Origin of the sequence: Kitasatospora sp. NPDC051702, assembly GCF_040681575.1 — a bacterium.
Lineage (GTDB): Bacteria > Actinomycetota > Actinomycetes > Streptomycetales > Streptomycetaceae > Kitasatospora.
The window spans coordinates 1-25,943 of sequence record NZ_JBFAZB010000033.1 but is presented as its reverse complement, the minus strand read 5'-3'; the positions used below and the strand labels follow the sequence as shown (position 1 = coordinate 25,943).

The following is a 25,943-nucleotide window of genomic DNA, read 5'->3' as shown; positions in this document are numbered from 1 at the left end:
CGCGGGCCCGGGGCGGATCAGTCGGTGGGTCTGCTGGTGAGGCCGAGCAGGACCGGCCCGGTGGGGGAGGCCACCAGGTCGTCGATGCTGAGCGGGTCGAGGGTGGCGAAGAAGGCCTCCTGCGCCGTCCGCAACGCACCGCGGAGCCGGCAGGCGGCCCGCAGCGGGCACGGCGGGTCGTCCTCGCAGCCGACCACGTCGCCGACCCCCTCCAGCTCGCGCAGCAGGAGTCCGAGCGAGCCGGTGCGTCCGGCGAAGGTGAGCATCAGCCCGCCGCCGCGCCCGCGTCGGGCCTCCAGGACCCCGAGGTGCTGCAGCCGGCTGACCACCTTCGCCGCGTGGGTGTAGGGCACCCCGACCGACTCGGCCACCTCGCGGGTGGTCGGGTTGGCCTCCTCGCCCAGGACGGCCAGTCGCATGGCGATCCGGAGGGCGATGTCGGTGCTCTTGGTCAGCCTCACGTGCGGAACGCTAGCGAATGCGATTCCGGAACTCCAATTTTCTGCACGATCCCGACCGGGTCGACGGCGGAGCGGGATCGGGCGGGGGCGGATCGGGATCGCGCCGGGATCGGACCGGGAACGGTTCAGGATCGGGTCGGGGTCGGACCGGGTGGGTCGAATCGATCGAATCTGAACAGTTGGCGACATTACCGATCAGCCCCTGACGGTCGGTCAGGGGTGCTTCTACGCTTCGTGCGGTTCCGGAACCGCGGGGGCGCCGGAGCGACCGGCGTTGCGTTTCCTTGACCGACCATCCTGGAGAGACCCGTGAGAACAGCCCGTGCACCCCGGCGCACCCGGACGGCCGTGGCCGCGATAACCGCGGCCACGGCCGCGCTGCTGTCGCAGCCCGTCACCGCCGAGGCCGTGACGCCGCCGCCGACCGTCGCCGCCCACGTGGCGGTGGCGGACTACCCGGCGGGCGTCGCGCTCACGCCGGACGGCGGCCGGGCCTACGTCACCAGCCAGAGCACCGGCACGGTGAGCGTGCTGGACACCGCGACCAGGGCGGTGTCCGGCACGTTCACCGCGGGCAGCGGCTCCTACGCGGTCGCGGTCTCCCCGGACGGGCACCGCGCCTACCTGACTCACCACCTCGACGGCACCGTCAGCGTGGTGGACACCACGGGCAACACCGTCACCGCCACCGTCCCGGTCGGCGCCCAGCCGTGGGGCCTGGCCCTGTCCGCCGACGGCACGCGCGCCTACGTCAGCAACGCCGGGGCCGGCACCGTCAGCGTGCTGGACACCGCCACCGCCACCGTCACCTCGACCGTCCCGGTCGGCGCGGAACCGCACGGACTCGCCCTCTCCGCCGACGGCAAGCGCCTCTACGTCGCGGCCTCCGGCGCCAAGGCGGTGAACGTGGTCGACACCGCCACCGGCACGGTGGGCGCCACCGTCCCCGTCGGCCACAGCGTCTTCGGGCTCGCCCTCAGCCCGGACGGCACCCGGCTCTGGGCGGCCGACGCCGACGACGCCACCGTCGCCGTCCTCGACACCGCCGCCAACACGCTGACCGGAACGGTGGCGGTCGGCTCCGGCCCGTACGCGGTCGCGATCTCGCCGGACGGCGCCGCCGCGTACGTGTCCAACTACGACGACGACACCGTGAGCGTGGTGGACACCGCGAGCCGGACCGTCACCGCGACCGTGCCGGTCGGGGCGAACCCCTACACCCTGGCCGTCGCCCCCGACGGGCGGCACGGCTACCTGGCCGACTTCAACGGCAGTGCCGTCGACGTGCTGAACTTCCCGCTGCCGGTGCCCGCCGTCACCGCGATCAGCCCGGCCGGCGGCTCCGGGGTCGGCGGCACCGCCGTGACCGTGACCGGCACCGACCTCAACGGCGCCACCGCGGTGACCTTCGGCGCGGCCGGTGCCGCCACCAGGTTCAGCTGCACCAGGACCAGCTGCACCGCCACCGCCCCCGCCACCACGGTGACCGGTCCGGTGGACGTCCGGGTCACCACGCCCGGCGGCACCAGCGCCGCCGTCGCCGGCGACCGGTTCACCTACGCGGCCCCCAGTGCCCACCTCGGTGTCGCCCTCGCCGCGACCCCGGTGAGCGGCCTGCTCGGCAGCCGGGTCGACTACACCGTCACCCTGACCGGTCAGGGCCCCGACCCGCTGACCTCGGCCACCGTCTCCGCCGACCTCCCCGTCGGCCTCGCCGCGACCTCGAGCGACTGCACCGTCGCGGGCACCAAGCTCACCTGCGCGGTGACCGCCCCGCTGGCCAAGGGCGCGAGCACCACCCGGCACTTCTCGGTCTCGGTCGGCCTGCTCAGCCTGGTCCGCACCTTCGACGTCACGGTGGCCCGCACCGCCGGCGTGCCCGCCGACCCGTCCCCGGCCACCAGCCGGGACACCCGTAGCTGCACCGCCGTCCTCGGTCTGCTGATCACCTGCCGCTGACCCGTAGCCGCTGACCGCCGGCCACCGGCCGGCTGCCGCTGACCCGTAGCCGCTGACCGGCCGCCGTCGAAGCGCGGAGGGCCCCGCCCGTACCCACGGGCGGGGCCCTCCGCCGTTCCCGCAGCCGTCGCACCCCCGGGGCCCGTGCCCGCACGCCTGGACGAAACGTCCGGACTGGACGTACAGTCCGAACATGACCGCCGAACCCGCCGCAGCCGCCGACGCCGCCGACCCGCGGATCCGCACCTGGGCCCCCGCCTGCCGCGCCGTGGCCCTGCTGCTCGGCCCCTACGCCGAGGTGGTGCTGCACGACGCCGCCGCGGACCGGGTGCTGGCCGTGTGGAACCCGATGACCACACGCGCCCCCGGAGACCCGTCGCTGCTCGGCGAACTCGACGCCCTCGACCCGTCCGCCCCCGACGTCTACGGCCCCTACGAGAAGCTGCTGCCCGACGGCCGCCGGCTCTCCTCCGTCAGCGCCGTGCTGCGCGACGACGCCGGGCGGCCCTCGGCGGTGCTCTGCGTCAACCTCGACCGGGGCCCGCTGGAACAGGCCGCCGCCCTGCTGGCCGGCTTCGCCGCACCCACCGCCCCCCGCCCCGAGCCGCTGTTCGAACGGGACTGGACGGAACGGATGAACGACGTGATCGGCGGATACGTGCGTGCGCACGGCCGCCCGCTCGAGCGCTTCGGGCGCGAGGACCGGCTCGCGGTGCTGCGCGAACTCGACCAGGCCGGGGTCCTCGCCGTCCGCCGGGCCGCCCCCGCCGTCGCCACCGCGCTCCGGGTGTCCCGCTCGACCGTCTACACCCTGCTCGCCGAACTCAGGAACACCGAATCCCGGAACGCCGAACCCCGTGACGCCGAACCCCGTGACGCCGGACCCGGGAACGCCGGACCCGGGGACACCCCCGCACCAGCGCACCACCGCACGAGAGCGAGCGACCAGCCATGACCAGGCTCCCCGACTTCCGACTCGAGACCCACTTCTCCCGCTGGGAGTTCACCGCACGGCACCACCTCACCGCCTCCGACGCCCAGACCATGACGATGGCCGAGCTGCTCGCCCTGGCCGGCCCCGAGGACCGGGAGGCGTGGGACACCCTCGCCCTCGGCTACACCGAGACCTTCGGCGACCCGGGGCTGCGCCGGGCGATCGCCGGGACGTACGAGCAGGTGGACGCCGACGACGTGATCTGCTTCGGGGGAGCCCAGGAGGGGCTCAACCTCGCCATGCAGGTGCTCCTCGAACCGGGCGACCACGCCGTGGTGCTCACCCCCAACTACCAGTCCGCCGAGACCATCCCGCTCTCCCTCTGCGAGGTGACCGGGGTCGCCCTCGACGCGGCGCGGGACTGGGCGCTCGACCTGGACGCCGTCGAGGCCGCGCTGCGCCCGAACACCCGGGTGGTGTCGGTCAACTTCCCCAACAACCCCACCGGGAAGGTGATCGACGCCGCCGACTTCACGCGGCTGGCGCAGCTGTGCGAGGAACGCGGCATCCGGCTCTTCTCCGACGAGGTCTACCGCGGCCTCGAGCGCGACCGGGCCCGCGCCCTGCCGCAGGCCGCCGACCTCTCCGAGCGCGCCCTCTCGCTCAACGTCACCTCCAAGGCGCTCGGCCTGCCCGGCCTGCGGATCGGCTGGATCGCCTGCCGGGACGCGGAGTTGCGCTCCCGGCTGGAGCGGGCCAAGCACTACACCACGATCTGCAACTCCGCCCCGAGCGAGGTGCTGGCCCGGATCGCGCTGAACAACCGGGAGCGGATCCTGGAGCGCAACCGCGCGATCATCGCGGAGAACGTCCCGCAGTTCGACGCCTTCTTCGCCGAGTTCGCCGACCTCTTCGAGTGGCGCGCCCCGGACGGCGGCTGTGTCGCCTACCCGCGCTACCTCGGCGCGGACGGGGTCGAGGAGTTCTGCACGGCGCTGGTCGAGCAGGCGGGCGTCCTGCTGCTGCCCGCCGGGATCTTCCGCTCCGAGCTGACGCCCACGCCGGCCGACCGCTTCCGGATCGGCCTCGGCCGCCGCGACCCGGCTCCGGCCCTGGCGGCCTTCGCGGACTGGCTCCGCAAGCGCTGACGCGCACGGGCCCGGGGGCGGGCCGGAACGCCGAACGGGCCGGAACGCCGAACGGGCCGGCCACCGCGTACGGTGGCCGGCCCTGAGGCCCGTGGGGTGGCCGAGTGCCGCCCCCGCGTTCCGGATCCCTTTCGCCAAACGGGGGTTGGCGAAGGATCAGAACGGGTTGGTACAGGTGGTGACCTGCTGCGCGGCGTCCAGCGCGGGGCCGGCGGTGGCGCAGATCATCTTCAGGTCGTTGGTGACGACGCGCGGGGTGGTCGCCTTCACCGAGCCGAGGCGGACCGCGGTGGTCGACGTGGCCGTCTCCCACGGGCTGCCCCAGGCCTTCTGGGTGCGGACCTCGACCCGGAGGACCGTCAACTGCCCCGGGGCGGCCGACACCTGGGCCGTGCCGACGAAGCCCTCACCGTCGGCCTGGTGTGAGATGCACGGCTGGTTGAGCACGGCGGCGCAGGCCACGGTGCCGGTCTCGGCCGTCGTCGGGGTCGCCAGGGCCGGTCCGGCCGAGAGACCCGCGATCCCTGCCGTCGCCACCATCACGGCTGCGATCCGAGCGCGCATGATATGAACCTCCTTGGAAATTAAGGGTGTCTCACTCCTTGGGATGAGTCTTGCACAGAACGTGAACATGTTTCGTGTGTGTTACGTCACACTCAAGGTGACCATTCAACTACGTGCTGCAACCGTTCTCGCAGTGTTCAGCACGCGGACAGATCGCCGACTGACGAACGATCAGTTCGTCGGCGCCCCGCCCGTCGCGGTGGTCCGGCTCCTTCACCCGTCCGGGTGGCGAACTGCCATCGGAGCGGAAAGGGCGGATACCATCGACCCGACCGACGGAGGTGTCTGCGTGGACACGGTCATCGTCCAACTTCCCGACCCGGCACCGGTGGTGGCGCCCGGCCGGGCCCCCGAACTGCTGCGGATGGGGCCCGGTGAGACCGCGGTCTTCGGGCGCGGCGAGCCGGGCCGGCCGGCCCCCATCCCGCTCACGGACCAGGGTGTCTCGCGCCGCGCGGGAGAGGTCACCGCCGCCGAGGACTACTGGCTGCTCTCCAACTTCAGCACCACGGCCACCTACGTCGTGGAGAACCTGGAGGGCGCGGGCGAGCACGTCAAGGTGGCGCCGGGGCGGCTCGGCGCACCCGTCCCGTTCGAGTTCTCCCGGGTGCTGCTGCCCGCGCTCGGCGAACCCGTCTCGTTCAAGGTCTTCGCCCCGCAGCACGCCTACCTGGCCCCCGGCCCGGGCGGCGCCGCCCCCGGACGGTCGGCGGGCGGCGGAGTCGAGGACGCCGGCGGCTCCGAGGGCGAACGCACCGTCAGCCCGTTCGCCCTCGACCCGACCGCCAAGTACTTCCTGGTGCTGCTCGCGCTCTGCGAGCCCAGGCTGCGCTCACCCTCCGCCGCCGCCGTCCCCGGGGTGACCGACGTGCTGGCCCGGCTGCGTGCGCTGCCCTCCTGCCGTGGACTGACCCGCTCGGCGGTCAACTACCACATCGACTACCTGGTGTGGACGAAACTGCGCCTGCGCGAGCCCTACGAGGAGGCGCCGGGCGGCGGAAAGCGCGAGGAACTCGCGGCCCTGGCACTGAAGTTCGACCTCGTCCGGGAGGAGCACCTGGCCCTGCTCCCGCCCCGGCGCCCCTGAGGACCGACCCGCCGTGAGGACCGACCCGCCGTGAGGACCGACCCGCCGCCGCCCGAGGGAGGCCCGCCCGACGCCCAGCCCCGCGGCGCCCAGCCCTGCGACCCCCAGCCGTACGACGCCCCGACCTTCGAAGTCCCGGCCGGCTACCGGTTCGCCGGCTACCGCACCGGCGCCCTGCTCGGCGCCGGCGCCTGGGGCAGCGTCTACGCCGCGGAGGGCCCCGACGGCACCCCGGCCGCCGTCAAACTGCTCAGCCCCGCCCGGCTCAGCCCGGGCCAGCGCCGGACCATGGCCCAGATCGCCCGCAGCGAGCTGCGCTTCAGCCGCCGCGCCGACCACCCCCACCTGATCCGCACCCTCGCGGTCGCGGTCGTCGACGACCCCGACCACCCCGGCCTCGACGGCGCCGTCGCCCTGGTGATGGAGCGTGCCGCCCGCAGCCTGCAGGACGTGCTGGCCACCGCCCGCCCCGGCGTCCCCGTCCCCGGGGCCGAGCGCCTGCTGGCCGAGGTCTGCGCCGGACTGACCCACATGCACCGCGCCGGCTGGGTGCACGGGGACCTCAAACCGGCCAACATCCTGCTGCTCGCCGACGGCACCGCCAAGATCGCCGACTTCGGCCTCACCGCCGAACTCGAGGGCACCCACGCCTACGCCCCGCCGCTCGGCTCGCCCGACCACGTCCCGCCCGAGTGGTGGTCCCAGCGCACCGGGGCGCGCGGCGTCGCGCTGCGCCCCAGCGCCGACGTCTGGGCCTTCGGGGTGATCGCCCACCAGCTGCTCACCGGCGGCCTGCACCCCTTCCTGGGCGCCACCGCCCGGGCCCGCTCGCTGGCCGCCCAGGCGTACGCGCGCGGTGCGGCGCCGCTGCGGCTGGACGCGTCGCTGCCCCGGCCGTGGCGGGCCGTGGTCACCGCCTGCCTGGCGCCCGGGAGGGAGGAACGGGCCCGCACCGACCTCGCGGCGCTGGTCGCCCGGGCCGCCGCCCGTCCGCCCGTCCGCCGCCGCGCCGCCCTACGCGCCCTCGCCGGCCTGCTGGCCTGTGCCGCGGCGGTGCTCGCGCTGACCGGGGCGCCGGAGCCGCTCGCCCCGGCCGCCCACCGGGCCGCGCCGCCCCCCGGGGCGATCCCGGTCGGCTCCGACGTGCCGGCGGCCTACCGGGGCATGATCGAGGACGCCGCCCGGCGCTGCCCCGAACCGGAGATCACCCCGGCGCTGCTGGCCGCCATGCTGAAGGCCGAGAGCGGCTTCGACCCGAACGCGGCGCGACCGGAGACCGGCGAGTACGGCATCGCGATGTGGACGCCCGCGGTCTTCGAGGCGTGGGCGAAGGCCGCGAACCACCCCGGCCCGAAGTCGTACCTCGACCCGGGGGACGCCATCGCGGCCATGGGCAACTACGTCTGCTGGCTGGACCAGCAGCTCAAGCACCGCGGCTACACCCGCGACCTGCCGGCGCTGGTCGCCGCGGCCTACCGGACCAGCGACAAGACGGTGGCCACCGCCGGCGGCGTCCCAGAGCGCGTCCGCCCGCACGTCGACAAGGTGCTCCGGTATCTGGCCGACTACGGCGGGTGAACGGACGAAGCGGGATGAACCGGGTCACATCCCCCCGTACCCCGGCGCGGGCACCCGGGTGACGGGCCCCCGGTCTGGGATCCTCGGCGCATGATCACGAAGCTCCGCGCGGCCTCCGCGCGATGGACCCTCGTCGTTCCGGTGGTGTCGTTCGTCGTCCTCGCCCTGACCTGGCACCGGGACCTGCCCGGCTGGGTGGTGGGTGTGGTCGCCTGCTTCCTGGTGGCCGCCGTCCTGGCCGCCGTGCACCACGCCGAGGTCATCGCGCACTGGTCGGGGGAGCCCTTCGGATCCCTGGTGCTCGCCGTCGCGGTCACCGTGATCGAGGTCGCGCTGATCGTGACGCTGATGGCCGACGGCGGGGACAAGTCCGCCACCCTGGCCCGTGACACCGTCTTCGCCGCCGTGATGATCACCTGCAACGGCATCCTCGGGCTGTCCATCCTGGTCGCCGCGGTCAAGCACCGCACCGCCGTCTTCAACGCCGAGGGCACCGGCGCGGCGCTGGCCTGCATCGCCACCCTGGCGACGCTCAGCCTGGTGCTGCCGACCTTCACCACCAGCACCCCCGGGCCGCAGTTCTCGACCACCCAGCTGATCTACGCGAGCACCGCCTCGATCGTGGTGTACGGGCTGTTCGTGGCCACCCAGACCGTCCGGCACCGGGACTACTTCCTGCCCGTCACCCCCGAGGGCCGGGTGCTGGAGGAGGAGGACCACGCCCACCCGCCGACCCCCGCCGCCGCCGGCGTCAGCCTGCTGCTGCTCGGCGTCGCCCTGGTCTCCGTCGTCGGGCTCGCCAAGGGCGTTTCACCGACCATCGAGTCCGCGGTGGACGACGCCGGGCTGCCGCACTCGGTGGTCGGCGTGGTGATCGCCCTGATGGTGCTGCTGCCGGAGACCATCGCGGCGCTGCGCGCGGCCCTGCGCAACCGGGTGCAGACCAGCCTCAACCTGGCCCTCGGCTCGGCGCTCGCCAGCATCGGCCTCACCATCCCGGCCGTCGCCATCGCCTCGTACTGGCTCACCGGCCCGCTCGTCCTCGGCCTCGGCCCGGCGCACCTGGTGCTGCTGACGCTGACCGTGGTGCTCGGCACCCTGACCGTCGTCCCGGGCCGGGCCACCCCGCTGCAGGGCGCGGTCCACCTCGCGGTGCTGGCCGCCTACGTGGTGCTGGCGGTCAACCCCTGACGACCGGGCGGGAGACCGGGGGCCGGGCGGGACTTGTCAGTCGCGGCCTAGAGGCCGAGGTCGTCCAACTCCTTGAGCAGGGCGGCGTTGGGGCTGCCCGGATCGGCTGCGGCCCGCCCGGCGACGGCCCCGGAACCGGCCCGGGAGGCCGACGCGGGCGCGGGCACGGGCACGGGGGTGGTCGCCGTTCGCGGGGCGCGGTCGCGGAAGATCCAGGCGCCGGCCAGGCCGCCGACCAGACCGCCCAGGTGGGCGGACCAGCTGATGCCCGGGGCGACGCCGGGCAGGGCGGCGGTCACCATGTAGGCGAACGAGGCGCCGAGGACGACGCCGATCAGCGTGTCGACCAGGTTGCGGTCCACGACCCCGCGCAGCACCACGTAGCCGAAGTAGCCGAACACCACGCCGCTCGCCCCGGCGCCGACCGAGTCCGGGCTGTCGAAGACCCAGGCGGTCAGTTCGCTGGTCAGCGCGACCAGCAGGGTCAGGCCGAGGAACTTCTTCACGCCGCGGTAGGCCGCCAGGAATCCGAACACGAACAGCGGGCCCGAGTTGGCCTCCAGGTGCGCCCAGTTCCAGTGCAGGAACGGCGCGGTGACGATGTTCGGCAGTCGGCTCGGATCCTGCGGGACGACGCCGAACTGCCGGCCGAGGTGGTAGTCGTCCATCCAGTTCACGAGCTGGATCAGCCAGATCGCCGCCAGCACACCGACCATGGTGAAGAGCGCCCGGCGGGCGTCGGCGATCATCTTTGCGGGGTCGAGCGTGGTTGCCGCACGGCTGCGGTCGTTCGAGGCCATGGGCCCGACTCTAAGGGCCGTCGGACCGGTGACGCACCCCCCGGTACAGTGGCTCCCGCCCCGCTGACCTGCCGACCCTCCTCCCGACTGCCAGAGGTGACCCGCCCGATGAGCGTCCGTCCGCCGCTGTCCTCCGCGTTCGCGGCGCGGGTCTGAGGCCCGGTGGCGACGAACCGGCACCCGGTCGAGGTCTGGCGGCTGCCCGAGGAGGAACGCCGCGCCGGCCGCCGGGCCCAGCCCCGTGCGGCTGCCGGCCGGATTCGCCGTCCGCGGCCGCGAGGGCGTCTTCCTCTCCAGGAGCGGCGAGCTGACCCGGCACCTGCTGGTCGGCAAGCAGTGGAAGCGGACCGGCGGACAGCGGCTGCAGCTGCCCGGCGGGATCGACCCGGGGCCCGCCCACGGCCGGGACGGGACGCTCTGGTTCCGCAGCGGCAACGGCTGGTACCGGGTCGAGGCCTGAGGTCCGCCGGACGCGACGGGTCCGCGTGAGGGCATCGTCGGTGGTCCGGCCGGTCGGGCGGCGTGCTCACGTCATGAGGTCCGAGCCGTCCCCGCCCGGGCGCAGCCCCCCCGCGCCCCGGCCCCCGCGTGAGGGCAGGCCGACCGGCCGCCCACCGACCCGGCGACGGGGCGCCCGGCGCGGGGTGCGAGGATGACCCCGACCGCCCCCGACGGCGGACCTCCGCCGACCGGCCGCCCTTCACCCCCGGCGGCCCGATCCGGGCACACGGCGACGAGGTCCGCACTGCGTACCCCGGCAGCCACTCCGGCGCGGCGTCTCCCTGCCCGCACTCTCACTGCGAAGAAGACGCATCGCGATGCACCGCACCCCCGACCACACCCCCTGCTCCACCCCCACTCCCGGCCAAAGACCGATCGTCCGGAGCTCCGGCGACCGCCGCTCCGGCGCCCGGAGCTCCGGGGACCGCCGCTCCGGCACCCCCGTGCTCCCGGCCCGCGCCGCCGCCCTGCTCGGCGCCGGCGGACTACTGCTGACCGGCTGCGGCAGCGGCGCCGGGTCCGTCCCCGGCAGCCAGGCCGACCTGCGCGACCGGATCCCCAAGGCGGTCAAGGACGCCGGGGTCCTGAAGATCGGCTCCTACCTCCACTACCCACCGGTCGACTTCCGCGACAACGACGCCAAGCCCGCCGGGCTCGACCCCGAGATCGCCGCCGCCATCGGCGACTACCTCGGCCTGCGCGTCGAGTTCGTCGACATGCCGTTCGACAAGCTCATCCCGGCCGTCCAGAGCAGGAGCATCGACCTGGTCATGTCCGCCGTGATCGACACCAAGCAGCGCCAGCTCGGGGCCGCCGACGACGGCCACCAGGCCGACCCCGGAGTCGACTTCGTCGACTACTTCACGACCGGGACGTCCATGGTCGTCAAGGCCGGCAACCAGGTGCCGCTCAGCACCGTCGACAGCCTCTGCGGGCGGACCGTCGCCGTCCAGCGCGGCACCCTGCAGGACGAGTTCGCCACCCGCCAGATGGGCGCCTGCCCGCGCACCGGCAAGGTGCTCCAGGTGCACCGCTTCGACAACGACGACCAGGCGCTCGCCGAGGTCGCCTCCGGCACCGCGATCGCCGACCTGAACGACTACCCGGTCGCCCAGTACAACACCACCACGCCGGAGCGGGTCGGCAAGTTCGTCCTCGCCAACACCCACTTCCTGCAGTCCGGCCCGTACGGCATCACCGTGGCCAAGGACAACACCGCGCTGCGGGACGTGATCTCCAAGGCCCTCGACCAGGTGATCCGCGGCGGCGCGTACGACAAGATCCTCGCCAAGTGGAACGTGAGCCCGGGCGCCGTCTCCAGCGCGGTGGTCAACGGCGGGCTCTGACCCGCCGGGTGGGCCGGGCCCGCCCCGATGGCCGGTATTGACCGGTCATCGGGGCGGGCCCGCGTGTCGGGGCGGCGGGCGGGCACCGGGGTTCTCTATCGTCCGTCTGAGTCCCTCCGATTCCATCGAGTTCCACACCCGATCCGACCCGTGGGAGTGCGCGATGCCCGGCCCAGAGCAGCAGGTGACCGGAGACGGCGGCCGGTCCGCCCGGACCGGGGAGGACGCCGACGTCATCGTGGTCGGCGCCGGCCCGGCCGGCTCCACCGCCGCCTACCACCTGGCCCGTACCGGCCTGGACGTCCTGCTGCTGGAGAAGTCCGCCTTCCCGCGCGAGAAGGTCTGCGGGGACGGCCTCACCCCGCGCGCCGTCAAACAGTTGACCGACCTCGGCATCGACGTCTCCGAGGAGGCCGGCTGGCTGCACAACCGGGGCCTGCGGCTGGTCTCCGGCCGGCGCTCGATCGAGTTCGACTGGCCCGAGCTGTCCGCCTTCCCCGGCTACGGCCTGGTCCGGCGGCGCGCCGACTTCGACGAACTGCTCGCCCGCCGGGCCGCCTCGGCCGGCGCCCGGCTGGTCGAACGGGCCAACGTGGCGGGCCCGTTGGTCGACGAACGGACCGGCCGGATCACCGGTGTCACCGCCCGGCTCGGCGAGGAACGCGAACCGGTCAGCTACCGGGCACCGGTCGTGGTCGCCGCCGACGGTAACTCCACCCGGCTCTCCGTCGCGATGAAGCGCTACCGCCGGACGGACCGCGCCATGGGCGTCGCCTACCGCACCTACTTCACCACCCCCCGCCACGAGGACCGCTACCTGGAGGCCTGGCTGGACCTGCGCGACCCGGGCGACCCGGGCCGCCGGCTCCTGCCCGGCTACGCCTGGGTGTTCGGCATGGGCGACGGCACCGCCAACGTCGGCCTCGGCGTCCTCGACACCGCGCACATCGACCTCGACTGGCGGGACCTCCTGCGCCGCTGGTGCGACGACCTGCCGCCCGAGTACGCCTACACCCCCGAAGCCGTCACCGAACCCGTCCGGGGCTCCGCCCTCCCGATGGGGCTCAACCGCCAACCCCACTACGCCGACGGCCTGTTGCTCGTCGGCGACGCGGGCGGCACGGTCAGCCCCGGCACCGGCGAGGGCATCGCCTACGCGATGGAGTCCGGGCGCTTCGCCGCCGAGACCGTCGTCCAGGCCCTCGCCCGGCGGACCGACCGCGGCCGCGAGCTCGCCCTGCGCGCCTACCCGCAGGCCCTGCGGTCCGCCTACGCGGGATACTTCGCGCTCGGGCGCCTCGCCGCCGACCTCCTGGGCCGGCCCCGGCTGCTCGGTGCCGCCGGCGCCGCCGGACTCGGCCACCCGTCCCTGCTGAAGGTGGCCTTCCGGCTGATGGTCAACCTCACCGAGCCCAACTCCAAGGACGCCCTCGACCGGCTGCTCCACCTGGTCGGGCGGGTCGCGCCCGGCAGGTGAGGGCGGCGCCCGGGTGACCCGCGGTCCGGTGATCCGCGGTCCGGTGCTTCGTAGCCCGGTGACCTGTGGTCCGGTGGTGGCCGGCCCGGTGCTCCGCGCCGCGGCCGGTCCTTCGAGCGGCCACGGCGCGGGTCACCACAGGTCGCCGTCGCGCCAGTCGCACGTCAGCCGGCCGGAGACGTCCGGCGCGACCGGCCCCGGCAGCACGAACACGCTGCCCTCCTCCTCCGGCGTCGCGACCGGGCCGGTCGGCGTCAGCGCCGCCAGCGGCCCCTGCCACGGCAGCCAGCCCCGCCCCCCGTAGAAGCCCGCCGCGCCGTCCGCGGCGCACAGCACGCCCAGCTCGTACCCGCCCCGGACCACCCGCTCCGCCGCGTCCATCAGCGCCGCGCCGTACCCGAGCCCGCGCCGGTCCGCCCGCACGCCGACCGCCTCCACGTACCCGGCGCGCAGCGCCCGCCCGCCGTGCAGCATCCGCCGCTGGACCACCGCGGCGTGCCCCACCAGCACCCCGTCCTCCCGCAGCAGCACGTGCATCCCGCCCAGCGCGTGCTCCCAGTCCTCCGCGGTCAGACCCCCCTCGAAGACCACCCCGAACACCTCGACCAGCAGGGTCCGCGCCTCGTCCAGCGCGGCACGCCCCAACCCGGACGTGTGGGCCGTCAGCAGCTCGATCACGAGTCGATCCTCGCACCCTCGGGGTGCCGGGGGCGGGTCGTCTCCCGCGGGGAAATTCGCTGGCGGGCCCGGGATGGGGCGGGATAGGAAGGTCGGATGAGCAGCACCGAGACGCCCGCCCAGCCGGGCCGGCAGGCCCAGCCCGCCCAGCCGGTCCAGGCCGCAGCCCGACCGACCGCCCCGGCCCCGGTCGGTGACCACCGCACCTTCCGCCCGGCCACCCTCGACCTCGGCGACGTCCTGCTGCGCCCCTGGGGCCGCACCCTCGAGCTGCCCGGCGGAACCCTCCCCGCCCTGACCGCGGCCGCGGCCGACCGGGAGATCGCCCGCTGGAACCCGTTCCGCGCCGACGACCGGGCCGCCGCCGAGGCCTACCTGGAGCGCTGCGACACCGGCTGGGCCGAGGGCGGCACCGCCGCCTTCGCCGTCACCGACGCCGCCGACGGCAGGCTGCTCGGCAACGTCGCGCTGCGCTGGACCAACCGCGAGGACGGCCTCGCCATGGTCGGCTACTGGCTGCTCGCCGCCGCCCGCGGCCGGGGCATCGCCACCCGCGCCACCACCGCCGTCACCCGCTGGGGCGTGGACACCGCCGCCGCGCGCCGCATCGAGCTCTGCCACGCCGTCGGCAACGACGCCTCCTGTCGGGTCGCCACCCGCGCCGGCTTCCGCTACGAGGGCACCCTGCGCGCGTCCTACCGCTACGAGGGCGGCGAGTACTTCGACGAGCACCTGCACGCCCGCCTCGCCACCGACCCGGAGCCCGGGCGGCCCGGCTGACGCGGGCCCCGCGGACCGCTCCGGCGCACGTGGGGCGATCGCGTGGAAGTAGCGCCCGTGCTCGCCCTGGCGGGACCCGCCGGAGGAGCTGGGGCCGTTCCAGACCGGAACAGTGCATCAACCGCTCGGAACAGTGGTGGGGCCTGGCCATGCGCACTGACCAGCTCGCCATCGCCTGCCAGGCCGCACTCCACCTCGCAGCCATCCTCAGCCGGCTCCGCAGATGACCGGAGAGACAGCCCTCAGCCGCCGCGGAGCCGGTCGTGGATCGCCCGCAGCCACGGCTGTCGGACGGCCGGCAGGCGGGCCAGCCGGTCGAGCAGCGCCGCCCGGTCGGGGGCGAACGGCCTGTACGGCCGGAGCGGCAGCGGGTCGTCGCGCTCGACCCCGGCGGGCAGCCGGGCCGTCGTCCGCGGCTCCGGGAAGGCCAGGTAGCTCCACACCGCGGCGTCCAGCGGGACGGTGGCGGCTCCGCCGGCGGGCGGCGACCCCGCGGCGGTCCCGGGCCGCCACCCGGTGCCCGTCCGGGGGTGCCGGGGGACCAGCAGGAGGTCGGCGCCGGGCGCGGGCGGCAGCCCGGGACCGGCCAGGGCCAGTGCCAGGGTCCGGGCCGGCGGCCCGGCCGGCAGCAGCGCGTCGAGCGTGCGGCCGAACGTCGCCGTGAGCAGGCCGTCGGGCACGGACACCGGTGCGCCTCCCGAGGCGGCCAGCAGATCGGCCAGCGCCGTGCCCACCGCCGCCTCCCACTGCGAGCTCCACCACCCGGGGGCCTCCACCGGCGGCAGGGCCGGTACCGTCCAGCCCTCCACGGCCGAGGGGACCGGCCCGTCCAGCGGCTCGTCCAACGCCTCGTCCGACGGCCCGTCGACCCGGTCGTCGAACAGGCCGTCGGCCGGTATCCTGCGCACGGCCGCCGCGAGGAACCACACGGACTGCCACCGGTAGCAGTCGTCGATCCTGGTCCCGACCTCCCGCCCGCAGCCCGCGCAGGCCAGGTTCGGCCCGAGGCCGCCGGCCGAGGCGCAGCAGCCCTCGCAGCGCTCCGGCAGCAGGACGGTGCCCCGGGTGTCGCCCGGCGCCACCACGACCGCGCCGGCCGGGCCGACGGACAGCCCGGGCAGCGGCGCGTGGACGCCGAGTGCGGCCGCCGTAGCCTCCCCGATCTCCTCCCAGGGCCGCCACGGGGGCGCGCACCAGAGCGGATCGACGGCGTACGTGCCCGGCTCCAGCAGGGGCGGGAGGAAGCGGTCCCCGCCCTCGCGACGGGCGTGCGCGGGCAGCGCGACCCGGGACACCGGTGTGGTCAGTGCCGTCCCGCACCGCGTGCACGCGAACACCGTCATCCCGTCCCCCTCCTGCGGATCGCCCCCCGCGGACCCCGGCAGCGGGTCCCCGGAGTATCGCGGCCCGACGGTCCGTGGCCAAGCGGATTTCCGGCCCGCCCGGGGAGGGACCGACGGTCGGCAGGGCGCGCTCGGCCGGGGAGCGGCCTAACCTGGAAGGGCGCGTACGGTGCGTGGCCTCGAACGGGAAAGCGGTGGGCCATGACGGTGATCTCGGCGGCTGTCTTCGGTACCGCCTGGCGGCCAGCGCCGCCCGGTTGCGCCGAGCTGCTGCGCGAGTGCGCCGCCCGTGGCTGGACGGTCGTGCTGACCGCTCCCGGGCCGGCCGGGGCTCCCGCCCTGACCGTGGCCGCCCCGGGCGACGACCCGGTCAGGGCCGCGCTCGAGCTGGTCGGCGGCAGGCCTTCACACGCGGTGGCGGTGGCCGGGACCGTACACGAGGTGCTGGCGGCGCGGCGGGCCGGGGTCCCGTGCATCGCCCTGGAGGTCGGCGTGGACGCCGGCCCCCTGCTGCGGGCGGCGGGTGCGGCCGAGGTCCACCGCGACGCCGCCGCCCTGCTGCGAGTCCTGGACGACAGCCTGCTCGCCCGCCCGCGGGCCTTCGGCCCGGTGGGCGCGGGAACAGGCGGTCCCCGAGGCGGTTAACGCCGGCCCGAACCGGGCAACCGCCCGGGTGCGAGCACGTCACCGGAGTTGTCGGAGGTGACCGAGATGGACGGACCCGCGTTGAGCGGATGGGAGCGGCGGCTCCTCGAGGAGATCGAGTCCGATCTGCGCCAGGACGCGCGCCTCGACCGGAAGTTGAGCACCATGGGTGCCAAACGGCCGAGCCGGTTCCGCGGCGTGCTGCGCGGCGTGGCCCGCCGGGTCTCCGCCGGGGTGGTGACGACCGCGCTGCTGATGGCCGCGATCTGCCTCACCGTCGGCGTGCGGACCCCGACGGCCGCCGTGCTGATCGCCCTCGGCGTGGTGTGGACGGCCTCGGTGGCGGTCGCGATGGCCGTCGCGGCGCTGCTGCGCCGCCGGGCCGCGGGCCGCGAACCCGGAGACGGCTCCGCCGCACGGCCCCCCGACCGGGACGAGCGCCGCGAACGGCGGCCCTGGGACCAGCCGGAGGCGTGATGGGCACCGAGCTGTGGGAGTACCGCCCCGGTCCCCACCACGCGGCCGAGCTGAGCCTGACGGGGTACGAGGTGCAGGCCGTCGACGGTCCGCTCGGCACGGTCGAACAGGACTCGGGGGACCACCTGCTGGTCGACGCCGGGCCCTGGGTGCCCGGTGCCCGGGTGGTGGTCCCGGTCGGCCTGGTGGCCAGGATCGACCACTTGGAGCTGGCCGTCCACCTGGACTGTCCGCGCGCCCGGCTCAGCTCCGCTCCGCCGGTCGCCGTCGAGCTCGCGGGCCGCGAGCCGCGCTGACCCCATGGGCTGGCCGTCCACCACGCTCACCGGCCGGACGATCGCCTTCCTGGTGGCGCCGTTCGGTGTCGAGCAGGTCGAACTGACGTCGCCCTGGCAGGCGGTGGCCGAGTCCGGCGGTGTGCCGCGCCTGCTCTCCACCGCACCCGGCCGGGTCCAGGCCGTCCGGCGGCTCGCCCTGGGCGAGGCCTTCGGTGAGGCCTCGGGCGCCGCGTTCGGTGACACCTTCGGCGTGGAGGGGTCCGTCGCCGAGGCGGACGCGGAGGCATTCGACGGGCTGGTCCTGCCCGGTGGGGTCGCCGGGTCCGACCTGCTGCGCCTGGACGGGCCCGCGGTGGCCTTCGTGCGCGCCTGGTGCGCGGCGGGCCGCCCGGTCGCGGCGATCGGCCACGCCGCCTGGACCCTGATCGAGGCCGACGCCGTCCGTGGCCGCACCCTCACCTCCGGGCCGAGTCTGCGCACCGATCTGCGCAACGCGGGGGCGACCTGGGTCGACGAGGAGGTGCACCTCTGCCGGGACGGCCCGGGGCCGCTGGTGACCAGCCGGGACCCGGCCGATCTGCCGGTGTTCGAGGACGCCTTCGTCACCGTGTTCGCCCACGCGGCGAAACGACGCGGAGCCTGAGCGCGGGCGGGCGCGTGCGCCGCGGGTCCGGCCGGGGGCGAACCCGGCCGCGCTCCGGCCCCCGCCCGCTCCGGCCCCCGCCCGCTCCGGCCCGCGCCTCCGGCCCCCCGCTCCGGCCCCCGCCTCAGTCGCAGCGGAGACGGACGAAGGTGGCGGTGGGCGGCCGGCCGGTGAGCGTGAGTTCGGCGCGCAGCGGGCCGGTGAGGGGGTGGACCGGGCCGAGGTCGGGGTCGGTGGTGGCGGGGCCGAGCAGCGGCGCGGCCACCGCGGCGACCTCGCGGGCCTGCACCGGGGTGAGCCCGGGGGAGCTGAGCAGGACCCGGCCGTCGTCGAGTTCGAGGACGAGCGCGCGCGGCCGGGCGGCCGGGCCGGTGAGTGCCCGGACGGTGGCGTCCACGGTGTCGCTGCGCCGGTACTTGACCCAGGCCCGGCCGCCGCCGCGCGGACGGTAGGGCGAGCCGGCGGCCTTGCAGACCAGGCCCTCGACGCCGGTGTCGGCGAGGCGTTCCATCCACTCCAGCGCCTCGGCCCGGTCGGTGGTGGCCAGCACGGGGCTGATCGGTGGCGGGACGTCGGCGAGGGCGGCGAGCAGCAGGCGGCGGCGGTCGGCGAGCGGCAGCCGCCGCACGTCACGACCGGGCAGGGCCAGCAGGTCGAAGGCGATCAGGCCGAGGGCGACCTCCGGGGAGGCGGCCCGGGCCCGGCGGGTGTGCAGGAGCTCCCCGAAGGCGAAGCGGCCGTCGCGCCAGGCGACGAGTTCGGCGTCCAGCACCAGCCCCTCGGGCAGCCCGGCGACGGCGGCGGCGATCGGCGGGAACTCGGGGGCGAGGTCGCGGCCGGTACGGGACTGGAGGAACGGCGGGCGGTCGCCGCGGGCGAAGGCGAGGCAGCGGAAGCCGTCCAGCTTCAGCTCGTACTGCACGCCGGCGCCGCCCAGGCCGTCGGCGGGCGGGACGGCGGTGACGGCGGCCGGGCGCATCACCTCGACGGGCGGGTGCAGGACCTGCCGGGTGCGGGGCGCGGCCGCGGCGGGCGGCGCCGCCTCCGGGCCCGCCTGTGCTCCCGCCTCCGGCCCCGCCCTCGCCGCGCGCTTCACGGTGGACGTCGCCGTGGACCCGTCCGGGTACGCCCCCGCGGACGTCGCCGTGGACCCGTCCGGGTACGCCCCCGCGGACGTCGCCGTGGACGTCGCCGTGGAGCCCGCCCCCACCGGGTCGGCCGGGAGCGGCCGGGCCTGCCCCGGATCGAGCAGCGGGGCGAACAGATCGCCGTGGGCGGCCAGCCGTCCGGGGACCTCGGCGAGGGTGAACACGAGGTCGTCCTCGGTGCCGGCCCGCTCCAGTTCGGCCCAGGAGAGCGGGGTGGAGACGGTCGGCAGCGGCCGGGCCCGCAGGGTGTAGGGCGCGGCGGTGGTCTTCTTGGCGTTGTTCTGCGACCAGTCGACGAGCACCCGCCCGGTGCGCCGGGCCTTGGCCATGGTGTGCACGACCAGGTCGGGGTGCTCGGCCTCCAGGGCCGCGGCGAGCGCCTTCGCGTAGCCGGAGACCCGGGTGCTCGGGGTGGGCTCGAGCGGGACCAGCAGGTGCAGCCCCTTGGAGCCGGAGGTCTTCACCCAGGCCGTCAGGCCGTCGGCGGCGAGCCGTTCGCGCAGCAGCCCGGCGACCGTCCGGCAGGTGAGGACGGACGCGCCCTCGCCCGGGTCGAGGTCCAGGACCAGCCGGTCGGCGAGCCCCGGCGCGGCCGCGTGCCACTGCGGGACGTGCAGTTCCAGGCAGCCCAGGTTGGCGGCCCAGAGCAGGGCGGCGCCGTCGTCGAGCACCACCTGGCGCAGGTCGCCGCCGCTGCTCGGGACCTCGACGGTGCGCACCCAGCCCGGCGTCCCGGCGGGCGGGTTCTTGGCGATGAACACCTCGGCCTCGACGCCGTCCGGGCAGCGCAGGAAGGAGACCGGGCGGTCGCGCAGGTGCGGCAGGAGGGCGTCGTGGACGGCGGCGTAGTAGCGCAGCACCTCGCCCTTGAGGGTGCCGGTGCGCGGGTAGTACACCTTGTCGAGGTGGGAGAGCGCGAGGGTGCGCCCGTCCACCGTGAGCTGGGGCATGGGCGCTCTCCGGAGCCTGCGGGTGGCCCCCGCAGTCAGTCTGCCCGGGCGGCGGCCGCGGCGCACGGCCGCCGCCCGGACCGTCGCACGCCCCGGCCGCCGTCGCCCGGACCGCCCGGGGCGTGGGCGGTCAGCGGTCCGGGCCCACCAGGGCGTGGGCGTCCGCGACGAGGTCCTCGATCCGGCCCCAGTCGGGCGGCGGCCCGTCCAGGTGCACGCCGAGCCACCCCCGGTGCCCGACGTAGGGCGGGCGGAAGTAGCGGTCCGGGTCCTCGGCGACCAGCCGGGCCTGGGCGCCGCCGGGCGCCGCGCACCAGAAGGACAGCCGGTCGTCGTGGTGGTGGTCGGCGAGCATCACGAAGAGCCGGGCCCGGCGGCCGGAGCCGGTGAACCAGCTCGGCTCCCCGTGGCTGACCCGCTCCTCGACCTCCGGCAGGGCCAGGCAGAGCGCCCGCAGCCGGTCCACCGGCGCCGCCACGGCCCGCCTCACCCCGCCGAGGGCGCGGCGGGCCGCGGCGCGCCCGGATAGGTGCCGAAGTACCAGCGGTTGCCCTCCGGGTCGGCGGCGGCGAAGTCGCGCGAGCCGTAGTCGGTCTCGGTCAGCGCAGTGGTGATCCGGGCCCCGGCGGCGACGGCGCGGTCGTGCACGCCGTCCGGGTCGACGGTGACCACGTACGCGGTGAAGGTGCCCGGCCGGCCCGGCCAGGGCTCGGCGCCCTCGGGCGTCTCCCGGTCGGAGCCGAGCATCACGCCGCCGCCCTCGGGCCAGGCCAGTTCGGCGTGCGCGACGAACCCGTCCTCGCCGTGGACGACGACCTCCTGGAAGCCGAAGGCCTCGACCAGGAAGCGGATCAGGGCCCGGGCGTCGGTGGCGCGCAGGCTGGGCCAGACCTGCGGGGTGGGGGTCCTGTCGTCCATCGCGTGCTCCTCGGGGGTCGCTGGGGGGCTGCTCACGACTCCCACTCTGCGGCCGCCGTGTCCGCCCCGCCTTGGACGTTTCGGAACTTCCCGTCCTGCGGTCCCTCCGCCGCCAGCCAGGCGCTGGGCGCGGCGCCGGCCAGTGCCCGGAACTCACGGGCCAGGTGCGCCTGGTCGAAGTAGCCGCACCGGACGGCCAGTTCGGCGAGCCGGGGGGACGGCGCGGTGGCGGCCAGCAGCCGCCGGGCCCGGTCGAAGCGGATCACCCGGGCGGCCGCCTTCGGCGTCAGGCCGGTCTCCCGCCGGAACCGCTCCTGCAGGTGCCGGGCGCTCCAGCCGGTCTCCCGGGCCAGCTCCGCGACGGCCAGGGCGCCGTCGCTGCGCCGCAGCGCCCGCCAGGCCCAGGCCACCTCGGGCGGCACCCGCCCGGAGGGGCGGGCGGCCCGCAGCAGCGCGGCGTCCAGCACGGCGAACCGTTCGTCCCAGCTGCCGGCGGCCCGCAGCCGCTCGTGCAGCAGTGGGCCGAGCCGCCCCAGCACCTGCTCCGCGGGGACGTCGATCCCGGCCAGCTCCCCGGCCGGCAACCCGAACAGCGCCCTGGCGGCGAGCGGGTGCACGGCGATCTGCACGCCGGACTGCCGGCCGTCGTGGGTGATCAGCGCCGGGCCGGTGTGCAGGCCGCCGAGCAGCGTCGGGTACGTGCCGGGCGGCTGCGCCGGGTCGGGGTGGCCGGCGACCACCAGCGGCTCGTCCAGGGTGAGGATGAACGTCAGGTACGGGGACGGCAGTCCGCGGTGCACGGCGGGCGGGACGCCGCGCTGGCGGTAGCCGGAGTACCAGGCCACGTAGGGGCGCAGCGCGGTCGCCGGCCGGGCGCGGACGGCTTCGTCGACCGGTGTGCCGGTCGCTCCGGGGGCTTCCGTGGTCACGTCTCCAGTATCGGCGGCCGCGGTCGCGGGTGGGCGGGGTGTTGCCTATGGTGAGGGCGCGGTCACTCCGCGAGTGGTGAGGTCGACCGCTCGGGGGGACCGCCGCTGGGGGGATCACCGGGGGGAGACATCGACGAAGGAGTCCCCGTGACCACTGCCCGAGAGATCATGCACACCGGTGCCCAGTGCATCGGCGCCCACCAGACGCTCGACGAGGCCGCCCGGATGATGCGCGACAGCAACGTGGGCGCGTTGCCGATCTGCGGTGACGACCAGAAGCTGAAGGGCATCATCACCGACCGTGACATCGTGGTGCGATGTCTCGCGGAGGGCAAGGACCCGTCCTCCATGACCGCCATGGAGCTGTCCGGCCACCTGCACTGCGTGCGCGCCGACGACAGCATGGAGATGGTCCTCCGGAAGATGGAACAGCACCAGATCCGCCGGATCCCGGTGATCGACGGCGAGCGGCTGGTGGGCATGATCAGCGAGGCCGACCTCGCGATGGGGCACCGCAACGGTCAGCGGCTGACCGACCAGCAGATCATCGAGTTCATGGACAGCGTCTACATGAAGCGCTGACCGGCGGGCGGCGCGTCCGCGCCGCCGCGCGCTCCGGCGGCGGGCTCCGTGCGTAGGTGACACACGGCGGCCCGCCGTCGCTGCTCCCGGCACTGTCGCTGCTGCCGCCGCCGCCGTTGCGGCCGCAGCGGCCCGCCGGCCGCTGCGGCGCCCGGTGACCGGCCGGTCCCCCCGTACCGGCCGGGCGTTCCGAGGGTGCCGGACGGCGGGGGCGCCCGTCTTGTAAAAGTGCGCACGCGGCTCGTCCCCCCGGTTCCGGACGGGCTCAGCCGCCGGGGTTGAGGACGGCGCTCGTCACCCGGCCGGCGACCCGGTCGGCCGGTTCGGGCAGGGTGGCGGCGGAGGTGCGGGAGGCGAGGAACTCGCGGGGCGAGCAGCCCACCATGCCGCGGAAGGCCCGGTCGAGGTGGGACTGGTCGTAGTAGCCGCAGAGGGTGGCGATCCGGGCGCCGTCCAGCCGGTTCCCGCCGTCCAGCCGGTTCCCGCCGTCCAGCCGGTTCCCGCCGTCCGGCCGGTTCCCGAGGGGCCGCTCGGCCGCCGAGTGCCGGGCGAGGACGGCGAGCGTGCGCTGGAGGCGCAGGATGGTCGCGGCCTGCTTGGGCGCCACCCCGAGGTGCTGGCGGAACCGCAGCTCCAGCCGGCGGCGGCTCCAGCCGGTGCCCGCGACCAGGGCGTGGACGGGCACCAGGCCGTGCGAGCGCCGCAGTTGGTGCCAGGCCCACTGGACGGACGGCTCCCAGCGCGGGCCGTCGGCGAGCCGTGCGGCGAAGTAGGCGTCCAGCAGGGCGAACCGCGCCGGCCAGGTCGGGGCGTCGGCCAGCCGGGTGGACAGCCGGCGCAGCCGCGGGCCCAGGACGTCCCCGGCCTCGGCCCACTGGCCGCCCAGGTCGCCGGCCATCGGCCCGAACACGCGGAACGCGCCCTGGGGGGTCAGCGAGACGGCCAACCCGTGCAGCACACCGGAGTGTTCGGCGATGGTGGCGGTGCGGCGCAGCCCGGCGGCGACCGAGGCGAAGGAGTGGCCGGGCCCCGGATCGACGGCGTCGGTGAGCCGCATCGACCCCTCGAAGGTGAGCGCCAGGGTGACCACGTCCGTGGGCACCTCCAAGCGCCGCCGCGGCCGGTGGAGCGTCAGCCGGTAGCCGCGGTAGCCGAGGACGAACGGGCGCAGCGGTCCGGCGGGCGCGCCGAGGGCCGTTCCGTAGGTGGTGGCGTCGCCGGGGTCGGGGGCGGCCGGGGCGTCGTGAGCCATCTCAACTCCCTTGTCAGGACGAGCAGGTGGCATGTGCACGTGCCATCCTACGGGCGCCCCGGTCGCCGGGTGATCGTCTCGTGTGGTGGATCACGCTTTCTTGACTGGCGAGATGCGGGCAGACTGGCGGGCATGGGAAAGCAGTACGAGAGCATCACCGGCCGGCTGCGCGAGTTCATCGAGCGGCAGCCCGTCTACTTCGTCGCGACCGCGCCGCTGGCCGAGGACGGGCACGTGAACGTCTCGCCCAAGGGCCGCTCCGGCACCCTCGTGGTCGTCGACGAACTCACGCTCGCCTACCTGGACTTCGGCGGATCCACCGCCGAGACGGTCGCCCATCTGCGGGAGAACGGCCGGATCACCCTGATGTGGTGCGCCTTCGACGGCCCGCCCACCGTGGTGCGGGTGCACGGCCGGGGCGAGCCGGTGTTCCGTGACGACCCGCGCTTCGCCGGTCTGCTGGGCCGCTTCGCGCCGGAGGCCGACGGGGCCGGGCTGCGGGCGATCGTGCTGGTGCGGGCCGAACGGGTCAGCGACTCCTGCGGGTTCGCCGTTCCGCTGATGGACTACCGCGCCGACCGCGACCTGCACGAACAGTACTTCGGCCGCAAGGACGAGGAGGAGTTCAACACCTACTGCGAGGGCAAGCCGTACGTCGGCACCAGCATCGACGGTCTGCCCGCCCTGCCGCTGCCGCTCCCCGCCCGCCCGCCGCGCTGAGCGGGCCCGGGCGGGCCGGGTGGCCCCGGCGGCTCGTCAGTGCCGCGGCGACCAGCGGTGCAGGTCGCGCAGCAGGGCGATCTCGGCGCCGTGGTGCAGCAGTTCCTGGTTGACCCACCAGACGATCTCCCAGAACGGCTCCTCCGCGTCGCCGCCGTGCGGGTAGGTGCAGTACCCCACGGTGTCGAGCGCGGTCTCGTCGGCGGTGAGCAGGGCCGCCCGCCAGGCCGTGGCCGCGGCGTCGAAGGCGGCGACCGCGGACGCGGCGTCCCCGCTCGGGCGGAAGTCGTCCCGGGTGAGCGAACGGGTGCCGGCGGTGTGGTCGGCGCGCAGCAGCAACAGCTCGGTGAGGTGGCTCAACCTCCAGGCCAGGGTGGTGAAAGGGGCCGGCTCCGGGTGCGGCGAGGGGGTGGTGTCGCGCCCCCAGGCGCCGGCGCCGACCAGGACCGTCGCGCCCTCGCCCGGCCCGTCCGCGTGCCGGCGCACCGACCAGCAGCCGGGCACCGGCTCCCAGAGGTACTCCTCGTCGGTGAGCGGGCTGACGGCGACCGGGGTGCCGTTCCCGCTGTCCAGGGTCGGTCCGGCCAGCCGCTCGGTGAGGCGGGTGCGGGCGAAGTCGAACTCCGTCAGCAGGGGGACGAGTCGGGGCGGCAGCGACATCGGGTTGCTCCTCGGCGCGGGGCGTGCGGGCGGGGCGGGTGCGGACGGACCGGGTGCACGCTGCCACACGGCTCCGGGCCGGCGCGAGCGGATTTCGCACGGGCGGCGCCGGCCCGGAGAGAGCGCGAGGAGGCGGGCCCGGTCGCGGGGCCGTCGGCCGGGCTGCGGACCGTCCGGGGTGGTGCCGGTCGGGGTGGCGCCGGTCGGGCTCGACGGGGTGCCGGCCGCCGCGCCTACGGGCAGGACTCCTCGGCGAGCATCGCCCGCAGGGCGACCACCTGACCGGTCAGCGCCGTCCCCGCCGCGGGATCCTGGGCGCAGACCCGCCACTGCCACTGCACCACCACGACCCGGCCCCGCTGGTCGGCGTCCCGCACGGTCACCGGGTACCAGAGCGGCAGCAGGGAGCGGGCGGCCAGCACGTTCTGTCCCCGCAGCTCGGGCATCACGGTGCCGGGCGGGCTCGGGGTCGGGACGGCGTAGCCGGGCCGGTCGTCCGGCGGGAGGCTCCGGCCGGGGTCGGTCCTGGGGTCGCAGCCGGCCAGCCCGAGCAGCACGGCGAGCGCGAGCGGTACGGCGGTCCGGCGCATCGTCCCCCCGATCGAAGTCGCCTGCGGTCCCGAACCGGTCCCGCGCCTCGACGGTACCGATCCCGTTCGTGCGGCGGTCCGTTCGTGACCGGCTCGCCGCCGCGCCGACGCCGCCTCGTTAGCGGGCCGGTGCCGGGGCGGGCATCCGGGGAGGGGTGTCCGGGGCGGGGCCTGGGGGGTGTGTCCGGGAGCGTCCCGGGTGATGTCCGGGGCGTGCGAACGGCGCCGTCGCGCCCCTCGTGGTGGGGGTGCGGCGGCGCCGTGGCGGTGGTGCTTGGGGGGGTGTTACTTGGTGAGGCCGGCC

28 protein-coding genes and 2 pseudogenes are annotated in these 25,943 nt (G+C 75.8%); 17 read left to right on the top strand and 13 right to left on the bottom strand.

What is annotated here, in order from left to right; all coding sequences use genetic code 11:
• Positions 1-17: 17 nt before the first annotated feature.
• A complete protein-coding gene (locus AB0N04_RS25175; RefSeq protein ID WP_360221708.1) occupies positions 18-461 on the bottom strand; it encodes an Rrf2 family transcriptional regulator in 444 nt (147 codons plus the stop codon).
• Positions 462-770: 309 nt separating this feature from the next.
• Here AB0N04_RS25175 and AB0N04_RS25170 point away from each other — a divergent pair, with 309 nt between their 5' ends.
• The 3 genes from AB0N04_RS25170 to AB0N04_RS25160 all read left to right on the top strand — a co-directional run bounded on the left by AB0N04_RS25170 (position 771) and on the right by AB0N04_RS25160 (position 4,502).
• Positions 771-2,420 (top strand): beta-propeller fold lactonase family protein, encoded by a 1,650-nt coding sequence (locus AB0N04_RS25170; protein ID WP_363365305.1) that lies wholly within the window; start codon positions 771-773, stop codon positions 2,418-2,420.
• A gap of 193 nt (positions 2,421-2,613) precedes the next feature.
• Positions 2,614-3,375: a PAS domain-containing protein gene (locus AB0N04_RS25165; protein WP_360221466.1), complete on the top strand. Its 762-nt coding sequence runs from the start codon at positions 2,614-2,616 to the stop codon at positions 3,373-3,375.
• On the top strand, positions 3,372-4,502 hold the full coding sequence (locus AB0N04_RS25160; RefSeq protein WP_360221469.1) for a pyridoxal phosphate-dependent aminotransferase: 1,131 nt from the start codon (positions 3,372-3,374) through the stop codon (positions 4,500-4,502). The genes AB0N04_RS25165 and AB0N04_RS25160 overlap by 4 nt, the downstream gene beginning before the upstream one ends.
• Positions 4,503-4,658: 156 nt before the next feature.
• Here AB0N04_RS25160 and AB0N04_RS25155 read toward each other — a convergent pair whose 3' ends face one another.
• Positions 4,659-5,066, bottom strand: coding sequence for a hypothetical protein (locus tag AB0N04_RS25155; RefSeq protein ID WP_360221471.1), 408 nt, complete (start codon positions 5,064-5,066; stop codon positions 4,659-4,661).
• A gap of 289 nt (positions 5,067-5,355) precedes the next feature.
• Here AB0N04_RS25155 and AB0N04_RS25150 point away from each other — a divergent pair, with 289 nt between their 5' ends.
• The 3 genes from AB0N04_RS25150 (at position 5,356) to AB0N04_RS25140 (ending at position 8,922) form a co-directional block, all read left to right on the top strand.
• Positions 5,356-6,153 (top strand): serine/threonine protein kinase, encoded by a 798-nt coding sequence (locus AB0N04_RS25150; RefSeq protein WP_360221473.1) that lies wholly within the window; start codon positions 5,356-5,358, stop codon positions 6,151-6,153.
• Between the two features lie 30 nt (positions 6,154-6,183).
• Positions 6,184-7,731 carry a serine/threonine-protein kinase gene (locus AB0N04_RS25145; protein ID WP_360221476.1) on the top strand — a complete coding sequence of 516 codons (1,548 nt, stop codon included), beginning with the start codon at positions 6,184-6,186 and terminating at the stop codon, positions 7,729-7,731.
• Positions 7,732-7,821: 90 nt separating this feature from the next.
• Positions 7,822-8,922, top strand: a complete 1,101-nt coding sequence (locus AB0N04_RS25140) for an ionic transporter y4hA (protein WP_360221479.1) — start codon at positions 7,822-7,824, stop codon at positions 8,920-8,922.
• Positions 8,923-8,969: 47 nt separating this feature from the next.
• Here the strand turns inward: AB0N04_RS25140 and AB0N04_RS25135 are convergent, their stop codons facing one another.
• Positions 8,970-9,722 (bottom strand): rhomboid family intramembrane serine protease, encoded by a 753-nt coding sequence (locus AB0N04_RS25135; protein ID WP_360221482.1) that lies wholly within the window; start codon positions 9,720-9,722, stop codon positions 8,970-8,972.
• Positions 9,723-9,963: 241 nt separating this feature from the next.
• Here AB0N04_RS25135 and AB0N04_RS25130 point away from each other — a divergent pair, with 241 nt between their 5' ends.
• From AB0N04_RS25130 to AB0N04_RS25120, 3 genes are all read left to right on the top strand, one after another.
• On the top strand, positions 9,964-10,182 hold the full coding sequence (locus AB0N04_RS25130; RefSeq protein ID WP_360221485.1) for a hypothetical protein: 219 nt from the start codon (positions 9,964-9,966) through the stop codon (positions 10,180-10,182).
• 358 nt (positions 10,183-10,540) lie between these two features.
• Positions 10,541-11,569: an ABC transporter substrate-binding protein gene (locus tag AB0N04_RS25125; protein WP_360221488.1), complete on the top strand. Its 1,029-nt coding sequence runs from the start codon at positions 10,541-10,543 to the stop codon at positions 11,567-11,569.
• A gap of 163 nt (positions 11,570-11,732) precedes the next feature.
• A complete protein-coding gene (locus AB0N04_RS25120) occupies positions 11,733-13,046 on the top strand; it encodes a geranylgeranyl reductase family protein (RefSeq protein ID WP_360221491.1) in 1,314 nt (437 codons plus the stop codon).
• A 132-nt stretch (positions 13,047-13,178) separates the two neighbouring features.
• Here the strand turns inward: AB0N04_RS25120 and AB0N04_RS25115 are convergent, their stop codons facing one another.
• Positions 13,179-13,724 (bottom strand): GNAT family N-acetyltransferase, encoded by a 546-nt coding sequence (locus tag AB0N04_RS25115; protein WP_360221493.1) that lies wholly within the window; start codon positions 13,722-13,724, stop codon positions 13,179-13,181.
• A 96-nt stretch (positions 13,725-13,820) separates the two neighbouring features.
• Between AB0N04_RS25115 and AB0N04_RS25110 the strand changes: the two genes are divergently transcribed.
• Both AB0N04_RS25110 and AB0N04_RS25105 read left to right on the top strand, forming a co-directional pair.
• Entirely contained in the window at positions 13,821-14,504 is a 684-nt protein-coding gene (locus AB0N04_RS25110) for a GNAT family protein (RefSeq protein WP_360221496.1), read from the top strand.
• A gap of 95 nt (positions 14,505-14,599) precedes the next feature.
• Positions 14,600-14,731, top strand: a pseudogene (locus AB0N04_RS25105) (IS5/IS1182 family transposase); the annotation flags it as partial.
• Between the two features lie 15 nt (positions 14,732-14,746).
• Here AB0N04_RS25105 and AB0N04_RS25100 read toward each other — a convergent pair.
• Positions 14,747-15,847 carry a hypothetical protein gene (locus AB0N04_RS25100; protein ID WP_360221499.1) on the bottom strand — a complete coding sequence of 367 codons (1,101 nt, stop codon included), beginning with the start codon at positions 15,845-15,847 and terminating at the stop codon, positions 14,747-14,749.
• A 201-nt stretch (positions 15,848-16,048) separates the two neighbouring features.
• Between AB0N04_RS25100 and AB0N04_RS25095 the strand changes: the two genes are divergently transcribed.
• From AB0N04_RS25095 to AB0N04_RS25080, 4 genes are all read left to right on the top strand, one after another.
• Positions 16,049-16,492 carry a hypothetical protein gene (locus tag AB0N04_RS25095; RefSeq protein WP_360221502.1) on the top strand — a complete coding sequence of 148 codons (444 nt, stop codon included), beginning with the start codon at positions 16,049-16,051 and terminating at the stop codon, positions 16,490-16,492.
• A gap of 66 nt (positions 16,493-16,558) precedes the next feature.
• Positions 16,559-16,969, top strand: coding sequence for a hypothetical protein (locus AB0N04_RS25090; protein WP_360221505.1), 411 nt, complete (start codon positions 16,559-16,561; stop codon positions 16,967-16,969).
• Positions 16,969-17,265 carry a PRC-barrel domain containing protein gene (locus AB0N04_RS25085; RefSeq protein ID WP_360221508.1) on the top strand — a complete coding sequence of 99 codons (297 nt, stop codon included), beginning with the start codon at positions 16,969-16,971 and terminating at the stop codon, positions 17,263-17,265. The genes AB0N04_RS25090 and AB0N04_RS25085 overlap by 1 nt, the downstream gene beginning before the upstream one ends.
• A gap of 4 nt (positions 17,266-17,269) precedes the next feature.
• On the top strand, positions 17,270-17,890 hold the full coding sequence (locus tag AB0N04_RS25080; RefSeq protein ID WP_360221511.1) for a DJ-1/PfpI family protein: 621 nt from the start codon (positions 17,270-17,272) through the stop codon (positions 17,888-17,890).
• Positions 17,891-18,014: 124 nt separating this feature from the next.
• On the opposite strand, the gene AB0N04_RS25075 is transcribed toward AB0N04_RS25080, so the two are convergent.
• The 5 genes and pseudogenes from AB0N04_RS25075 to AB0N04_RS25055 all read right to left on the bottom strand — a co-directional run bounded on the left by AB0N04_RS25075 (position 18,015) and on the right by AB0N04_RS25055 (position 21,835).
• Positions 18,015-18,869: a DNA ligase gene (locus AB0N04_RS25075; protein WP_360221535.1), complete on the bottom strand. Its 855-nt coding sequence runs from the start codon at positions 18,867-18,869 to the stop codon at positions 18,015-18,017.
• A 240-nt stretch (positions 18,870-19,109) separates the two neighbouring features.
• Positions 19,110-19,988 (bottom strand): annotated as a pseudogene (ligD, locus tag AB0N04_RS25070) (non-homologous end-joining DNA ligase); the annotation flags it as partial.
• A gap of 130 nt (positions 19,989-20,118) precedes the next feature.
• Positions 20,119-20,466 carry an MmcQ/YjbR family DNA-binding protein gene (locus AB0N04_RS25065; RefSeq protein ID WP_360221514.1) on the bottom strand — a complete coding sequence of 116 codons (348 nt, stop codon included), beginning with the start codon at positions 20,464-20,466 and terminating at the stop codon, positions 20,119-20,121.
• Between the two features lie 8 nt (positions 20,467-20,474).
• On the bottom strand, positions 20,475-20,906 hold the full coding sequence (locus AB0N04_RS25060) for a VOC family protein (protein WP_360221538.1): 432 nt from the start codon (positions 20,904-20,906) through the stop codon (positions 20,475-20,477).
• A 32-nt stretch (positions 20,907-20,938) separates the two neighbouring features.
• Entirely contained in the window at positions 20,939-21,835 is an 897-nt protein-coding gene (locus AB0N04_RS25055) for a helix-turn-helix domain-containing protein (protein ID WP_360221517.1), read from the bottom strand.
• A 147-nt stretch (positions 21,836-21,982) separates the two neighbouring features.
• Here AB0N04_RS25055 and AB0N04_RS25050 point away from each other — a divergent pair, with 147 nt between their 5' ends.
• A complete protein-coding gene (locus AB0N04_RS25050; RefSeq protein WP_360221520.1) occupies positions 21,983-22,417 on the top strand; it encodes a CBS domain-containing protein in 435 nt (144 codons plus the stop codon).
• Between the two features lie 265 nt (positions 22,418-22,682).
• Here the strand turns inward: AB0N04_RS25050 and AB0N04_RS25045 are convergent, their stop codons facing one another.
• Positions 22,683-23,669, bottom strand: a complete 987-nt coding sequence (locus tag AB0N04_RS25045; RefSeq protein WP_360221523.1) for a helix-turn-helix domain-containing protein — start codon at positions 23,667-23,669, stop codon at positions 22,683-22,685.
• A 132-nt stretch (positions 23,670-23,801) separates the two neighbouring features.
• On the opposite strand from AB0N04_RS25045, the gene AB0N04_RS25040 reads away from it, so the two are divergent.
• Complete coding sequence (locus AB0N04_RS25040; protein WP_360221526.1) at positions 23,802-24,389, top strand: pyridoxamine 5'-phosphate oxidase family protein; 588 nt, start codon at positions 23,802-23,804, stop codon at positions 24,387-24,389.
• 36 nt (positions 24,390-24,425) lie between these two features.
• Here AB0N04_RS25040 and AB0N04_RS25035 read toward each other — a convergent pair whose 3' ends face one another.
• Both AB0N04_RS25035 and AB0N04_RS25030 read right to left on the bottom strand, forming a co-directional pair.
• Complete coding sequence (locus tag AB0N04_RS25035; protein ID WP_360221529.1) at positions 24,426-25,049, bottom strand: DinB family protein; 624 nt, start codon at positions 25,047-25,049, stop codon at positions 24,426-24,428.
• Positions 25,050-25,282: 233 nt separating this feature from the next.
• Entirely contained in the window at positions 25,283-25,639 is a 357-nt protein-coding gene (locus AB0N04_RS25030) for a hypothetical protein (protein ID WP_360221532.1), read from the bottom strand.
• Positions 25,640-25,943: the final 304 nt, after the last annotated feature.

What these genes read in the sequence shown, in the direction of transcription:
- AB0N04_RS25165 (WP_360221466.1), top strand. Translation starts at nt 2,614, where the DNA reads ATGACCGCCGAACCCGCCGCAGCCGCCGACGCCGCCGACCCGCGGATC.
- AB0N04_RS25160 (WP_360221469.1), top strand. Translation starts at nt 3,372, where the DNA reads ATGACCAGGCTCCCCGACTTCCGACTCGAGACCCACTTCTCCCGCTGG.
- AB0N04_RS25155 (WP_360221471.1), bottom strand. Translation starts at nt 5,066, where the DNA reads ATGCGCGCTCGGATCGCAGCCGTGATGGTGGCGACGGCAGGGATCGCG.
- AB0N04_RS25140 (WP_360221479.1), top strand. Translation starts at nt 7,822, where the DNA reads ATGATCACGAAGCTCCGCGCGGCCTCCGCGCGATGGACCCTCGTCGTT.
- AB0N04_RS25135 (WP_360221482.1), bottom strand. Translation starts at nt 9,722, where the DNA reads ATGGCCTCGAACGACCGCAGCCGTGCGGCAACCACGCTCGACCCCGCA.
- AB0N04_RS25125 (WP_360221488.1), top strand. Translation starts at nt 10,541, where the DNA reads ATGCACCGCACCCCCGACCACACCCCCTGCTCCACCCCCACTCCCGGC.
- AB0N04_RS25120 (WP_360221491.1), top strand. Translation starts at nt 11,733, where the DNA reads ATGCCCGGCCCAGAGCAGCAGGTGACCGGAGACGGCGGCCGGTCCGCC.
- AB0N04_RS25110 (WP_360221496.1), top strand. Translation starts at nt 13,821, where the DNA reads ATGAGCAGCACCGAGACGCCCGCCCAGCCGGGCCGGCAGGCCCAGCCC.
- AB0N04_RS25100 (WP_360221499.1), bottom strand. Translation starts at nt 15,847, where the DNA reads ATGACGGTGTTCGCGTGCACGCGGTGCGGGACGGCACTGACCACACCG.
- AB0N04_RS25095 (WP_360221502.1), top strand. Translation starts at nt 16,049, where the DNA reads ATGACGGTGATCTCGGCGGCTGTCTTCGGTACCGCCTGGCGGCCAGCG.
- AB0N04_RS25090 (WP_360221505.1), top strand. Translation starts at nt 16,559, where the DNA reads ATGGACGGACCCGCGTTGAGCGGATGGGAGCGGCGGCTCCTCGAGGAG.
- AB0N04_RS25085 (WP_360221508.1), top strand. Translation starts at nt 16,969, where the DNA reads ATGGGCACCGAGCTGTGGGAGTACCGCCCCGGTCCCCACCACGCGGCC.
- AB0N04_RS25080 (WP_360221511.1), top strand. Translation starts at nt 17,270, where the DNA reads ATGGGCTGGCCGTCCACCACGCTCACCGGCCGGACGATCGCCTTCCTG.
- AB0N04_RS25075 (WP_360221535.1), bottom strand. Translation starts at nt 18,869, where the DNA reads ATGCGCCCGGCCGCCGTCACCGCCGTCCCGCCCGCCGACGGCCTGGGC.
- AB0N04_RS25060 (WP_360221538.1), bottom strand. Translation starts at nt 20,906, where the DNA reads ATGGACGACAGGACCCCCACCCCGCAGGTCTGGCCCAGCCTGCGCGCC.
- AB0N04_RS25045 (WP_360221523.1), bottom strand. Translation starts at nt 23,669, where the DNA reads ATGGCTCACGACGCCCCGGCCGCCCCCGACCCCGGCGACGCCACCACC.
- AB0N04_RS25040 (WP_360221526.1), top strand. Translation starts at nt 23,802, where the DNA reads ATGGGAAAGCAGTACGAGAGCATCACCGGCCGGCTGCGCGAGTTCATC.
- AB0N04_RS25035 (WP_360221529.1), bottom strand. Translation starts at nt 25,049, where the DNA reads ATGTCGCTGCCGCCCCGACTCGTCCCCCTGCTGACGGAGTTCGACTTC.
- AB0N04_RS25030 (WP_360221532.1), bottom strand. Translation starts at nt 25,639, where the DNA reads ATGCGCCGGACCGCCGTACCGCTCGCGCTCGCCGTGCTGCTCGGGCTG.